Annotated in this window: 7 protein-coding genes; 6 read left to right on the top strand and 1 reads right to left on the bottom strand. The window is 52.3% G+C overall.

All coding sequences use genetic code 11. The features are described 5' to 3' along the window. Positions 1 to 37 precede the first annotated feature (37 nt). The 6 genes from ACR9Y8_RS08750 (at position 38) to ACR9Y8_RS08775 (ending at position 13,848) form a co-directional block, all read left to right on the top strand. Entirely contained in the window at positions 38 to 3,007 is a 2,970-nt protein-coding gene (locus ACR9Y8_RS08750; RefSeq protein WP_481212870.1) for a SusC/RagA family TonB-linked outer membrane protein, read from the top strand. Positions 3,008 to 3,024: 17 nt separating this feature from the next. Further along, positions 3,025 to 4,632 (top strand): RagB/SusD family nutrient uptake outer membrane protein, encoded by a 1,608-nt coding sequence (locus ACR9Y8_RS08755; protein WP_481212871.1) that lies wholly within the window; start codon positions 3,025 to 3,027, stop codon positions 4,630 to 4,632. Between the two features lie 75 nt (positions 4,633 to 4,707). Beyond that, positions 4,708 to 8,085, top strand: a complete 3,378-nt coding sequence (locus ACR9Y8_RS08760) for a VCBS repeat-containing protein (protein ID WP_481212872.1) — start codon at positions 4,708 to 4,710, stop codon at positions 8,083 to 8,085. 3 nt (positions 8,086 to 8,088) lie between these two features. Further along, a complete protein-coding gene (locus ACR9Y8_RS08765) occupies positions 8,089 to 8,685 on the top strand; it encodes a hypothetical protein (protein WP_481212873.1) in 597 nt (198 codons plus the stop codon). A gap of 112 nt (positions 8,686 to 8,797) precedes the next feature. After that, positions 8,798 to 12,160 carry a VCBS repeat-containing protein gene (locus ACR9Y8_RS08770; protein WP_481212874.1) on the top strand — a complete coding sequence of 1,121 codons (3,363 nt, stop codon included), beginning with the start codon at positions 8,798 to 8,800 and terminating at the stop codon, positions 12,158 to 12,160. Then, positions 12,157 to 13,848: a GMC oxidoreductase gene (locus ACR9Y8_RS08775; protein ID WP_481212875.1), complete on the top strand. Its 1,692-nt coding sequence runs from the start codon at positions 12,157 to 12,159 to the stop codon at positions 13,846 to 13,848. Before ACR9Y8_RS08770 ends, ACR9Y8_RS08775 begins: the two co-directional genes overlap by 4 nt. Before the next feature lie 98 nt (positions 13,849 to 13,946). On the opposite strand, the gene ACR9Y8_RS08780 is transcribed toward ACR9Y8_RS08775, so the two are convergent. Further along, positions 13,947 to 14,930: an acyl transferase gene (locus ACR9Y8_RS08780; RefSeq protein ID WP_481212876.1), complete on the bottom strand. Its 984-nt coding sequence runs from the start codon at positions 14,928 to 14,930 to the stop codon at positions 13,947 to 13,949. Positions 14,931 to 14,999: the final 69 nt, after the last annotated feature.

The following is a 14,999-nucleotide window of genomic DNA, read 5'->3' on the forward strand; positions in this document are numbered from 1 at the left end:
CTCACCAATCAACCAAACACAAGCAAATCCACGGGCTATGAATAATCTATACTCCAAAGTCATTCCGCTGCGCACAGTGCAGCTCTGTTTCCTGATCCTTTTTATTCCTTTTGCCGGGCTCCTGGCCCAAAGAAAAATTACCGGTACCGTGACCTCCGCTGGCAACAACCCCGTACCGGGCGCCAGCGTGCAGATCAAAGGCACCACTACCGGTACCTCTACCGATGTAGGTGGTAAATTTTCCGTTACAGTGCCAGACAACAACGCCGTGCTGGTGATCTCCTCCATCGGCTTCCAGACACAGGAAGTACCGGTGGGCAGCCTCAACAGCCTCAACGTGAACCTGGCCGAAACAGTCGGTAACCTCTCCGAAGTAGTGGTGGTAGGTTATGGTACCCAGAAAAAGAGAGAAGTGACCAGCGCCGTTACCAGCGTAAAGGCAGAACAGTTCAACAAGGGTAACGTAAGTGATGTGGGACAGCTGCTGCAGGGTAAAGTGGCTGGCCTGTCTATCGCCAAACCAGGCGGCGACCCGAACAAGCCCTTCAGCATCCGCCTCAGAGGCCTCTCTACCCTGGGCGCCAATACCCAGCCCCTGGTAGTGATAGACGGCCAGATAGGCGCCGACCTCAATACGGTAGACCCCAACGACATTGCCAGCATAGAAGTGCTCAAAGACGGCTCTGCCGCCGCCATTTATGGCACCAGGGGATCCCAGGGCGTGCTGATCATCACCACCAAACAAGGCGCCAGGGGCGTTACCCGGGTGGCCTACAATGGCCAGGTAAGCGCCGAAAGCATTTACAGGGACATACCACATATGACAGCTGCCGAATTCCGGGCCCTGGGCAAAGGCACTGATTACGGGGCGACTACAGACTGGTATAAAGAGATCTCCCGTACCGCCATCGCCCATAACCACAATGTGTCTTTATCAGGCGGCACAGAGAACGGCACCAGCTATAACGCCTCCCTTACCTATCGCAACCAGCAGGGTATTGCCATTACCACCGGCTTCCACCAGCTCAACGGACGTTTGAACCTTGTACAAAAAGCCCTGAAGAACCGGCTCACACTGAACCTGGGCGTTACCGCATCCCGCAGGGATGCAGACACCGGTTATGCAGAGGCATTCAAATATGCAGCCATCTATAATCCTACCGCCCCTGTATATAGCACAGACCCGCAGTACGATCTTACAGGCGGCGGCTATTTTGAGTCAAACTTTATCGATTATGTAAATCCCGTGGCTGCTCTGAAACAGAACACACTCACCGGCGAAACCAAAAGGCTGAACATCGCCGCTTCTGCAGAATATGAGATCATTGACGGATTAAAGGCACTGGTGAGGTACGCACAGCAAACCACCAGTGTTTTTGCCGAAGCCTATCTCTCCAAACGCGCCTTCTTTGACCGCAATTTCCTGGCGGTCAGCGGATTTCAACGCAACGGTTACGGCTTTAAGGGAGACATTGAAGCCTACAACCAGCTCTACGAAAATACCCTGTCTTACGACAGGAAATTCAATAAGATAGGCGTATCTGCTATCGCCGGTTATTCCTACCAGGAATTCGTTAATAAACTGGCCACCATGCAGGGTGGTAATTTCCTGACAGACGCCTCTGCAGATGACCTGGGCGCTGCGCTTGACTTCAAGAACGGGCGGGGCAAGATCATCAGCTTCAAGAACCGCGCTAAGCTGGTAGCCTTCCTGGGCCGCGTAAACCTGAACTATAACGATATGGCTTTCTTCTCCGCCAGCGTGAGAAGGGAAGGATCCTCCCAGTTTGGCGCCAACAACCACTGGGGTATTTTCCCCGCCGCCAGCGCCGGGGTGGACCTGAGCAAGCTGTTTACCATACCAAAGGTGGATAACCTGAAATTAAGGGGCAGCTGGGGCCATACCGGCTCATTGCCGCCCGGCTCCTATTATTCCCTGGACCTGCTCGGCTTCAACGGCCAGCCTTACTACGCAGGCAACGGGGTATACCTCTCCTCTTCCAATCCCACCCGGAACGCTAACCCCGATCTGAAATGGGAATCCAAGAATGAGCTGGACATCGGCCTGGACTTTACGCTCTTCGACAACCGGGTGACCGGTACCCTGGACTGGTACGACAGGACCACCAAAGACCTGATCTTCCTCACCAACGTGCCCGTGCCGCCCAACCAGGCCACCCAAACCTACCTGAACGTAGGCGAGCTGAAAAGCAAAGGCTTTGAAGCAGCGCTCACCTACGAAGTGCTGCGGGGCAAAGACTTTACCTGGACCACCGGCGCTAACTTTTCCACCTACAACGTGAAGCTGAGCAAGCTGAATGTAGATGCAGATTACGTAGGCGCCACCAACCTGGGTACACCCGGACAGGAAGCCACGCAGATCACCAGGGCCGTAGCCGGCGAAGAGATCGGCATACTCTGGGGCCCTGTTTACCTGGGTGTTGACGCCAACGGTAAATACCAGTTTGATGACGGCCAGGGAAAGCCAACCACTTCTACCGACTACCAACGGAAGATCGGGAAAGGCCTGCCCGATTTTGAATTCGGCTGGACCAATACCTTCCGTTATAAACGCTTTGATCTGAACTTCTTTCTCCGTGGCACCATCGGCCATGACCTGATCAATACCTACCGCGCCTTCTACGAAAATCCAAATGTAGCCAGCAGCTATAATATCGTGAAGACAAAATACTTTAATCCAAATGTGACAGATGGACAGATCTTCAGCAGCCTTTTCGTGGAAAGCGCCTCATTCGCCAAATTAGACAATGCTACCCTGGGATATAATTTCAAGGTGAGGCCCAATGGCCTTATCAGGAACATCCGGGCATACCTGTCTGGTCAGAACCTGTTCGTGATCACCGGTTACACCGGGGCCGATCCGGAAGTGAGATATACAGATCCCAACCCCGACCGCTCGCCTAATCCACTGGCGCCGGGCGTGGACAGAAGGGAAACCTGGATACTCTCCCGCACATTTACCCTTGGAGTAAACGTAGAGTTTTAATACTAATAATGATCACGATGAAAAATATATCCATCATACGATACTTACTGGCAGCTTGCGTACTAACGGCTGCCTGCACAGATCTCAACGAAAAAGACCTGCTGTATGGCAACGTGACCAGCGAAGATTTTTACAGAACACCGCAGGAGATTGCATCAGCAGTAGGCGCTGCTTACGTAAACCTGTACAACTTCGGCGGCAACAACCACATGATCCCCCTCAACGAGGTGACCACGGATGAAATAGTAGTGCCCCAGCGCGGTGCAGACTGGTTTGACGGCGGCCACTGGGTAAGGCTGCAAAAGCACACTTACCTGCCTAATGATCCAACGCCGAATAATGCCTGGAATACTTTATACGCCGGTATCGCTACCTGCAACCGTGTAATGGCGCAGCTGGAAAATGCATCTGATACCACCCTGGCCAACCGCTACATTTCAGAGTTGAAAGCACTGCGTGCCGTCTATTACTACTGGCTGCTGGATATGTTTGGCAACGTGCCCCTGAGTGTTGACTTCAGCATTACAGAGCCTTTGCCTAACAGCAAGCGTGAAGATGTATACAGCTTTGTGGAATCAGAGCTGTTGGCTAATGCGCCCCTGCTGCCGCACAACGGTCCCGGCGACGGTGACAACTACGGCCGCGTGAACTATTACACGTGCTACGCCGTGTTGGCAAAACTCTATCTCAATGCACAGGTATATACTGGCGCCCCGCAATGGGATAAGGCCATTGCCGCCTGTGATACCATCATCAATGCGCCGGTAGGCTACACCCTTTCGCCCGATTACCATCAGATCTTTTCCCGTAACAATACCGGCAACGCTGAGATCATCTGGGCCGTTCCTTCTGATGCAGTGTATGCCACCGGCTTTAATCTGGCGATGATGACCCTCAATCCGCTGCACCAGGGCGCCTATAATATGAGCGCACAACCCTGGAACGGTTTTGCCACCATACAGGAGTTCTATCAATCTTATATAGATCCTACACAGAATCCCGGCCCGCAGGGCGCGGTAGTAGGATTAGATCCCAAGGGCACGCCTACCACCGGCACCGTAGATAACCGCCTGTCCAATTTCATTACAGGCCCCCAGTTTGACGGCAAGGGCAACCGGCTGATAGATGGCGGCGCAGATGCCACTGACCCGGATGGTAAGCCGCTCACCTTCACACCCTACATCAATGAACTGGCGCCCAATGCCTGGAGGCAATCCGGCGCCCGCATCGGTAAATACGAGTTCTACAACGGCATGGGCCAGGATCTCGATAACGACCTGGTGCTGTTCCGCCTTGGCGACATCCTGCTGATGAAAGCAGAAGCCATCGCCCGGAAGGCCAACAACTGGAACAACGGTATTACCCTGGCGCTGGTAAACCAGATCAGGACCGTGCACGGCGGCGTTACACCCTTTGCCACCCTGGATGCAGACAAGTTCCTGGCAGAACGCGGCCGTGAAATGTTTATTGAGTGCATGAGAAGACAAGACCTGATCCGCTTCGGAAAATACAACAGCGCATGGCGCTTCCATCCGCAGGATGCCAATACGCATGTAAATATTTTCCCGATACCGGCTAACCAGATCAGCGCGAATCCGAAATTGCAACAGAACCCGGGATATTAAAATAGCTGCTAGCTGCCAGCCACTAGCATTTAGCTAAAAGCTAACAGCTAATAGCTAACAGCTTTTCATTAACATATGCTCTATAAGTTGCTTGCTGCGGGCATAACCGGTGCGGCCATCCTGTTATTTCAATCTTGCCACCTTGCTGCACCGGCCCCCGCAAAACTCTTCACCAGGTTGACCGCCTCGCAGACCGGGATCGATTTCCGGAATGATGTGACGTATACCGAAGCCTTCAACATCTATACCTTCCGTAATTTCTATAACGGAGGTGGCGTTGCTATCGGCGATATCAATAATGATGGCTTGCCCGATCTCTTCTTCTGCAGCAATCAGCACTCCAACAAACTGTATCTTAACAAAGGCAGTTTCCGCTTTGAGGATATTACAGATAAAGCAGGCGTAGCCTCAGACGGTATCTGGTCTACCGGCGTCACCTTTGCCGATGTGAATGGCGACGGCTGGCTGGATATCTACGTATGCAAATCAGGAGACCTGAAAGGACAGCACCGCAGCAATGAACTGTTCGTCAACAATACCAACGGCACCTTTACAGAAAGAGCAGCGGCATATGGGCTGGACAACCGCGGGCTTTCTACCCACGCCGCTTTCTTTGACTATGATAACGATGGCGACCTGGATATGTACCTGCTCAATAACTCTTTCCGCTCCGTAGGTAATTACGACCTGGTGCCCGGGCAACGCCGCATTCCCGATCCCCTGGGCGGCAATAAGCTGTACCGAAACGATCATGGGCACTTCACAGATGTTACGCAGCAAGCCGGTATCTACAGCAGCAAGATCGGCTTCGGCCTGGGCGTTACCATTGCAGATATTAACCGCGACGGATGGCCGGATATCTACGTATCCAATGATTTCTTTGAGAAAGATTACCTCTATATCAACCAGCACAACGGCGCATTTAAAGAATGCCTGGAGCAATATATCCGCGAGATCAGCCTTAGCTCCATGGGCGCAGATATCGCAGACATCAATAACGATGGCTATCCCGAGATCTATGTAACCGATATGCTGCCGGAAACAGAAGCGCGTATAAAAACAAAGACCAATTTTGACAGCTGGGACAAATACCAATCCGATATCAGCAACGGCTATTACAAACAGTTTGTGCGCAACACACTGCAACTGAACAATGGTCCCATACAAAGGCCCGACACCAATACCACTGAAAATTATTTCTCTGAGATAGGCCGCTATGCAGGCGTGTGCGCTACAGACTGGAGCTGGGGCGCACTGATCGCAGACCTGGACAACGACGGCTGGAAAGATATTTTTGTAGCCAACGGTATCTATAAAGACATTACCGACCAGGATTATATTCAATACACCGCCAGCGCAGCAGGCGCGATCAGAACACAGATCCTGAACAAAGAAGAGAATATCGTAAAACGCCTGGTAGACCTGATTCCTTCTACCCCTTTACCTAACTATGCTTTCCGTAACAATGGCAATCTCACCTTCAGCAACCGCGCTGCAGCATGGGGACTGGATGAGCCAAACTTCAGCAACGGTTCTGCCTATGGCGACCTGGATAACGATGGTGATCTTGACCTGGTGCTGAACAACGTGAACATGCCCTGCTTTATTTACCGCAATGAAAGCAGGCAGCTCCACCCGGAGAATAATTACCTGCAGGTAAGCCTGCGCGGAGAAGGACATAACAGCGGCGGTATCGGCGCCAAGGTAAGCGTGCATTACAACGGCAACAGGCTGGCCTACCAGGAGCAGCTGCCCATGCGGGGATTTGAATCTACCGTAGACCAGCGCCTCACCTTTGGCCTGGGCCGAAATCCCAGGATAGATTCTGTGGTGGTAGTATGGCCCGATGGCAGGAAGAGCATGCTCCAAAAAATCCAGCCTAACCGGCAACTACTGGTCCAACAAAATAAAGCCGCCGGCACCGCTCCATTTGCTTACCAGCACACCAGCGCTACGGCACATCCCCTCACGCTGCTTACGCCAACACCCAACAACAACGGTATTGACTTTACCCACCACGAATGCAGCTTTGTGGATTTTGACCGCGACCGTCTGCTCTTTCAGATGCCCTCCCGCCAGGGCCCGAGAATAGCTAAAGGCGACGTGAACGGCGACGGCCTGGAAGATCTTTATATCTGCGGCGCTAAAGACCAGCCGGGCGCGCTGTACATACAAAGCGCCAATGGCAGTTTCCAGGCCACTAACACCGCCCTGTGGGAACAGGACAAACTGGGAGAAGACACCGACGCGCTGTTCTTTGATGCCGACGGCGATGGCGATGCAGACCTCTATGTATGCAGCGGCGGCAATGCTTTTCCGCCCAATTCCACCGCCCTGATAGACCGCCTCTATATCAACAATGGTAAAGGCGGTTTCCGCAAATCACCACAGATCCTGCCCGGCTTCAACTTTGTGAGCAGCAGCTGTGTCAGCGCTGCAGACTATGATGCAGACGGCGACCTGGACCTCTTTGTAGGCGTGCGCCTCCTGCCCTTCCGTTACGGCTCCCCCTGTAAAAGCTATATCCTCAGCAACGATGGCAAAGGCCAGTTCAGCGACGTGACAGATGCCGTAGCTCCGGCGCTGAAAACAGCCGGTATGGTGAGCGACGCCCGCTGGTTCGATTATGACCGGGACGGAAAAGCCGACCTGGTGCTGACAGGCGAGTACATGCCCATCCGCATCTTTCACAATGAAGGAGGACGCCTGCAGGAAACCACCGATGCCCTGGGCCTGGGCAAAACGAACGGCTGGTGGAACCGCATCCTGGTTACCGATGTCAATCATGACGGGTACCCCGATATTATTGCCGCTAATCATGGCCTGAACTCGCGTTTCAAAGCCAGTGAAGATAAACCGGTAAGCATGTATGTCGGGGATTTTGACCGCAACGGCAGCGTGGAACAGATCATTACCTGCTATAATAAAGACAGCGCCTACCCGGTGCTCCTGCGGCACGACCTGGTAAACGTGCTACCTTACCTGAAAAAGAAGTATCTTAAATACGAACAATACAAAGAGCAGACCATGCAGGATATCTTTTCGCCGGCACAACTGGATGAAGCCCTCCGCCTGGACGCCTATACCCTGCAAAGCAGCCTGCTGCTGAACAACGGAAAAGGCGCCTTTACCGTCACGCCGCTTCCTGCAGCCGCACAGCTCTCGCCCATTTACGGCTTGTTGGCCGCCGACGTGGATAAGGACGGCCACACCGACCTCCTGCTGGGTGGGAATTTTTACCAGTCCAAACCCGAAACAGGCATCTACGACGCCAGTTACGGACTGCTGCTGAAAGGAGACGGCAAAGGCCATTTCAGCGCCATGCCTCCTGCCCTTTCCGGTTTCTTTACCATCGGGGCCGTACGGGATATCGTTTCGCTGAAAAGCCATAACAAACAGCTGCTGCTGGTAGCAAAGAATAATGACAGGATCCAGACCTTTCAATTTCAATAACAGATGATCATCCGCCTACTCATATCACTCTTATTGCCCGCCATCCTGCTCTGCGGCTGTATGGACATGCAGTATGAGCGCTACAAAGCCATCATGAAGCAGGAGCTGGCCAGCGGCGCACATGCAGACAGCCTGTTTTTCGGCATCCACTTCGGCATGACCAGCAAACAGTTCTTTGCCCATTGCTGGGAAATGAACAAGCGGGGCCTGTTCACCGACGGCAAGAGCAACACCGCCGTGCTGTACAGGCTCAATAACCACGAGCTGAAGCACCCGGCCTCTCTGAATTTTTATCCTACCTTTACCCACAATAGGATCACCAGATTGTGGGCTACCTTTGAATACGACGGCTGGGCGCCCTGGAACAAGCACCTCTGGTCTGACAGCCTCATTGCAGACGTGCTGGCCCTGTACAAGAAATGGTATAACACCGGCAATCCGTTCCTGACCATCACGGATAAAAAACGGGGCACTATCTATGTAAAAGTGGATGGTAACCGGCGCATCATCATCGGCCGCTATAACGACATTCAGGTAAAGGTGGATTATACGGATATGCTTACTGCACAACAAGGAAACAAAGATGTTACGAAGAGGTGAGATAATAGTTAATACAGCTTCATCACAGGGTCTCCCCTCCCCGTCATTGCGAGGAGCAGCAAGGTCTCCCCTCCCATCATTGGGAGGAGCAGCAAGGTCTCCCCTCCCGTCATTGCGAGGAGCAGTAGAGAAAAGTGCGGAGCGCGACGAAGCAATCTTTTATGTACTTCTTTCCCTATTCATCTGCGTAATATTCTTCATTTCCTGCAATAACAAAACATCTGAAAAAACCCTCTTTCAACGCCTGCCCTCCTCCCACACCCACATCAACTTCAGCAACGATCTCCAATACGACGAACGCTTCAACATCTACACCTACCGCAACTTCTACAACGGAGGCGGCGTAGCCATCGGCGACATCAACCACGACAGCCTCCCTGATATTTTCTTCACCGCCAACATGCTGCCCAACCGCCTCTACCTCAACAAAGGCAACATGCAGTTTGAAGACATCACCCAGCAGGCAGGCATCAGCAAAAAAGGAAAATGGTCCACCGGCGTAAGCATGGCCGATGTCAATGGCGACGGATGGCTGGACATCTACGTATGCAACAGCGGTGACGTAAAAGGAGAACAACGTGAAAATGAGCTCTACATCAACAACGGTAACGGCGCCTTTACAGAAAAAGCACGTGAATACGGGCTGAATGACCGCGGGCTTTCTACCCACGCCGCCTTCTTTGACTATGATCATGACGGCGACCTGGATATGTTCCTCCTGAACAATTCCTTTAAGCCCATCGGCAGCTTTAACCTGCAGGAGAACGAAAGACATAAGCGCGACTCCATCGGCGGACATAAATTCTTCCGTAACGACGGCAATCACTTTACAGACATCAGCGCAGCAGCAGGCATTTACGGCAGCGCTATCGGCTTTGGCCTGGGCGTTACCGTTGGCGACCTGGATAACGATGGCTGGCAGGATATTTATGTATCCAATGATTTCTTTGAGCGCGATTATCTCTATATCAACCAGCATGACGGCACTTTCAAAGAATGCCTGGAAGACCAGATGTCCAGCATCAGCAACGCCTCCATGGGCGCAGACATGGCAGACATCAACAACGATGGCACGCCGGATATTTTTGTTACAGAAATGCTGCCCGAAGATAATGCCCGGCTCAAAACCAATACTACCTTCGAGAACTGGGACAAGTACCAGCTGAACCTGCGCTATGATTACTACCACCAGTTCACCCGCAATACCCTGCAGCTGAACAACGGCAACAAAACATTCAGCGAGATAGGGCGCTTTGCAGGCGTATGCGCTACCGACTGGAGCTGGGGCGCACTCATCGCCGACCTGGATAACGACGGCCGGAAAGACATCTTTGTGGCCAACGGCATTTACCAGGATCTTACCAACGAAGATTATATTCAATACATCTCCAACGAAACCTTTTTCAAGGAAGTTGTCACACGTAAAGCCAATTTCAAAAAGCTGATAGACCTCATCCCCTCCCATCCTGTTTCCAGCTACGCCTTCTGCAACAACGGCAATCTTACCTTTACCAATAAAGCCGCCGAATGGGGACTGGACCACCCGGGATTCAGCAACGGCGCCGCCTACGCAGACCTTGACAACGATGGAGATCTTGACCTGGTAGTGAACAACGTGAACATGCCCTGCTATGTATACAGAAATGAAACCATGCAGCAACACCCCGAAAATAAATTCCTGAAAATAAGCCTGGATGGCCAGGGCAGTAACCGTTCCGGCATCGGCGCCAAAGTGACCGTATGCTATAACAACACCATTGCTTACCAGGAGCAGATGCCCATGCGCGGGTTTCAATCTACTGTAGACGAACGCCTGAACTTTGGCCTGGGCCACGCTAGCCATATAGATTCTGTAGTAGTGGAATGGCCGGATGGGAAACAGAACATCATTCATCAGCCGTCACTCAACACCCATATCACGGTAAAACAAAGCGAGGCGCTACCTGCTCACCAGACAGCTGCCCCACCTGCAGCAACGCTCTTTACCCTCAGCAATAATAACTACGGCATTGATTTCATCCACCATGAAAATGATTTTGTAGACTTTGACAGGGACCGGCTCATTTATCATATGCTTTCTACCTGCGGCCCGCATATAGCCAAAGGAGACGTGAACAATGATGGCCTGGAAGACCTCTACATCTGCGGGGCCAAAGACCAGCCGGGCGCCTTATACATACAAAGCAGCAAGGGCCATTTTATACGCAGCAATGAAGCCTTACTGGAAAAAGATAAAGTTTGTGAAGATACCGATGCACTGTTCTTTGATGCAGACGGCGACGGCGATGCAGATCTTTATGTATGCAGCGGCGGCAATGAGTTCTCTCCTAACTCCACTGCTTTGATGAACCGTTTGTATATCAACAATGGAAAAGGCGTTTTCAGCAAATCTCCGCAAATACTGCCTTCCTATATTTTTGAAAGCACGAGCTGCGTGCGTGCCGCAGACTATGATGCAGACGGCGACCTGGACCTCTTTGTAGGCGTGCGCTTAATACCGCTTAAATACGGGTATCCCTGCAAAGGCTACCTGCTGAACAACAACGGCAAAGGCGTGTTTACAGACGTAACGTCCGCTGCCGCACCGGAGCTGGTGAAAACAGGCATGATCACCGACGCCGCGTGGACAGATATTGACCGCGATGGAAAACCGGATCTTATTGTATGCGGCGAATATATGCCGCTGCGCATCTTCCATAACCAGGGCGGGCGTTTACAGGAGGCCACCACCGCCGCCGGCCTCGGAAAAAGCAATGGCTGGTGGAACCGCCTGGCCATAGCAGATGTTAATAATGACGGCTATCCTGATATTGTTGCAGGCAACCACGGCTTGAACTCCCGCTTCAGGGCCCGCAAAACAAAGCCGGTATGCATGTACTCCGGAGACTTTGATAACAGCGGCAGCATCAAACAGATCCTTACCTGCTACAATAAAGACACGGCCTATCCCATGGTATTACGGCATGACCTTATCAGCGTAATACCGAATCTCAAAAAGAAGTACCTGCAGTATGAGCAGTACAAACATCAGCGCATAGAAGATATTTTCACGCCCGCAGAGCTCAGCAAAGCCGTGAAGCTGGAAGCATTCACCATGGAGAGCGCTGTATTGATCAATAATAAAAGAGGCGGCTTCACCATGCAGCCTTTACCCGCTGCCGCCCAGCTCTCGCCTATGTACGGCCTCGCCATTGCAGACTATGACGGCGACGGAAAAACCGATATCTTAATGGGCGGTAATTTCTACCAGAGCAAACCGGAAGCCGGCATTTATGACGCCAGCTACGGCGTGCTGCTGAAGGGCGACGGTAAAGGACATTTCACTACCGTGCCCGCACAGCAAAGCGGCATCTGTATCCGTGGACCGGTGCGGGATATGACCCTGCTGAAAGTCGGGAACCGGCAGCTGTTGCTGGTAGGCATGAACAACGAAGCAATAAAAGTATTATCTTATCCATCTATCCAAACGTTATGAACAACAATTTTGATGCAATCGTGGTGGGCTCAGGTATCAGCGGAGGCTGGGCTGCAAAGGAACTTTCAGAAAAAGGTTTAAAGGTGCTGATGCTGGAACGCGGACGCGACTTTGTACACATTAAAGACTATAAAAGCGCCCCCCTGAACCCATGGGAGATCAAACACCGGGGCATCGCTACTGTCGATGAAAAAAAACATCACCCGGTACTGTCGAGAGAGTGGAGTTACGGCACAGCAGCATTTGAACCGATCATAGATTACTGGGCCAATGAAGATGATTGTCCCTACACAGAGATCCAGCCCTTTACCTGGTGGCGCAGTTACCAGATGGGCGGCCGCTCCATTCTCTGGGGCCGGCAGAGTTACCGCCTCAGCGACTTTGACCTGGAAGCCAATGCCAAAGACGGGCATGGGGTAGACTGGCCGCTGCGCTATCGCGACCTGGCGCCCTGGTATGACTATGTAGAGAAATTTGCCGGTATCAGCGGATCAAAAGAAGGACTGGCGCATCTGCCCGACGGGCAGTTCCTGCCACCCATGGAATTAAACTGCGTGGAGAAGGATGTTGCCGCCAGGATCAAACAACATTACAATAACGGCCGCCATATGATCATTGGCCGGGTGGCCAACCTCACCGCTCCTGTTGAAGGCCGGAACAAATGCCAATTCAGGGACCGCTGCTGGGAAGGTTGCCCCTTCGGCGGATATTTCAGCACGCAGTCTTCTACCCTGCCCGCTGCCATGAAAACCGGTAACCTCACCGTACGGCCCTTTTCTATTGTTACCAGGCTGCTGTACGATAAGGATACCCAAAAAGCCAAAGGCGTGGAAGTACTGGATGCGGAGACCAATAAAACATATGAATACCATTCGAAGATCGTTTTCCTCAATGCCTCGGCGCTCAACTCTGCCTGGGTGCTCATGAACTCCGCCACCGATATATGGCCGGAAGGCCTTGGCAGCAGCAGCGGAGAGCTGGGCCATAACGTAATGGACCATCACTATATGCTGGGCGCCAGCGGCCGGGTGGAAGGCTTTGAAGACAAATACTATTACGGCCGCCGTGCCAACGGTTTTTATATTACCCGCTTTGCCAACCTTTATGGCGATAAAAGAAAAGACTACCTGCGCGGCTTTGGTTACCAGGGTGCAGCTGGCAGGAATGGGTGGCACCAGGCCGTGGCAGAGATGGGCGTAGGCGCCGGCTTCAAGCAGGCCTTAACAGAGCCCGGCTCCTGGGGCATCGGCGCTACCGGTTTCGGAGAGATCCTGCCCTACCACGAGAACAAAATATCGCTGGATAAAAACCGTAAAGACAAATGGGGCCTACCCGTACTGGCCATGGATGCAGGCCTGAAAGAAAACGAGATGAACATGCGTAAAGATATGCTCACCGAACTGGTAGGCATGTTTGAAGCAGCCGGCGTAAAAGATATCAAGACCTTCGATATGAAATACGCCATCGGCCAGGGGATCCATGAAATGGGTACTGCCAGGATGGGAAGAGATCCTAAAACCTCCGTGCTCAATGCCCATAACCAGGTGTGGGATGCGAAGAATGTATTTGTGACGGATGGCGCCTGTATGACTTCCAGCGCCTGCCAGAACCCTTCGCTTACTTATATGGCGCTGACCGCCAGGGCGGCAGATTTTGCTGTGAGTGAGTTGAAGAAAAGGAATTTATAAAAAAGTCGTTAGTCATTAGTCGTTAGTCGTTAGTTAATGCAGCAGATATAATCTCCGCGTTAATCACTAACGACTTACGACTTACGACTAACGACTTCTTAACTCACCATCAGACTACACCCCCTTAACGCCGAATTATCCAGCCGTCCCAGCACTTCAAAACTGCCGTCGGCATGCAGCTTGCCAATATCCTCCGTGGCAATGAACGCGCATGAATATACGTTGGCAAGATCGATCACATTAATCACACCGGATGAGGTACCGGTGAACAACTGGAAGGGATCATTCTCATCGCGCAGCAGCACCTTCATCCAGGGTGGGGTGTTAAAGATGCCGTTGCCATAGGAATAGGCCTGTGACAGCAGCTCCGTCATCCCGTATTCCGCATGTACGGCAGATACGCCCAGCCTTTCCTGTAAAAAGGCGTGCACCTGGGAGCGGGTCCATTCTTCCCTGCGGCCTTTCATGCCGCCGGTTTCCATGACGATGGTATGTTGTAAAGAGAGGCTATATTTCTCTGCAAAATCAAGCAGTCCGAATGTAACGCCAATGAGCAAGGCTTTTTGTCCGCGTGCCTCCATCTCCTGCAGCTGTGTGTACAGCTTTTCATGCTCGTACAGGTAGAAACCGCTGCCTGCATGCCCGCTGCGGCGGATCATTTCCTGCACCATCACCACCAGGGAGGAATGCTGCCGTTCAAGATAGGAAGGCAGGAGCCCTACTACCACATAATCGCTCACCGGTCCGTAAAACTGCTCAAAAGCCGTGATGAAGCTGCGTTCATACAACGCCGCCTCTTTTACCAGGTGACGGCTGTTCACCGTTTGTGTAGTGCCGCTGCTTTCAAATACCAGCTCCGGTTCAAAGCTGCCGCTGGTAACGGCATGTGTTTTAAAGAACTGTATGGGCAGAAAAGGGATTTCTGTAAGACGGTTAACCGTTTCCGGGCGGATGTGCAGGGCATCGGTATAGGCCTGGTACAGGGCATTATGCCGGTACTGGTAACGGAAAAGGTCAAGGGCTGCCGGTTCAAGGTCCGGCCCCTGCAGGGTGAAAATACGTTCCGGGGACACGCCGTTCATGATCAATTTTAAAAACCGCACAAAGTTACGACCGCCCAGGTAACAAATGGCACCCTAAACGCGTTTATT

The organism is Chitinophaga sp. SVR4-12A (assembly GCF_056754765.1).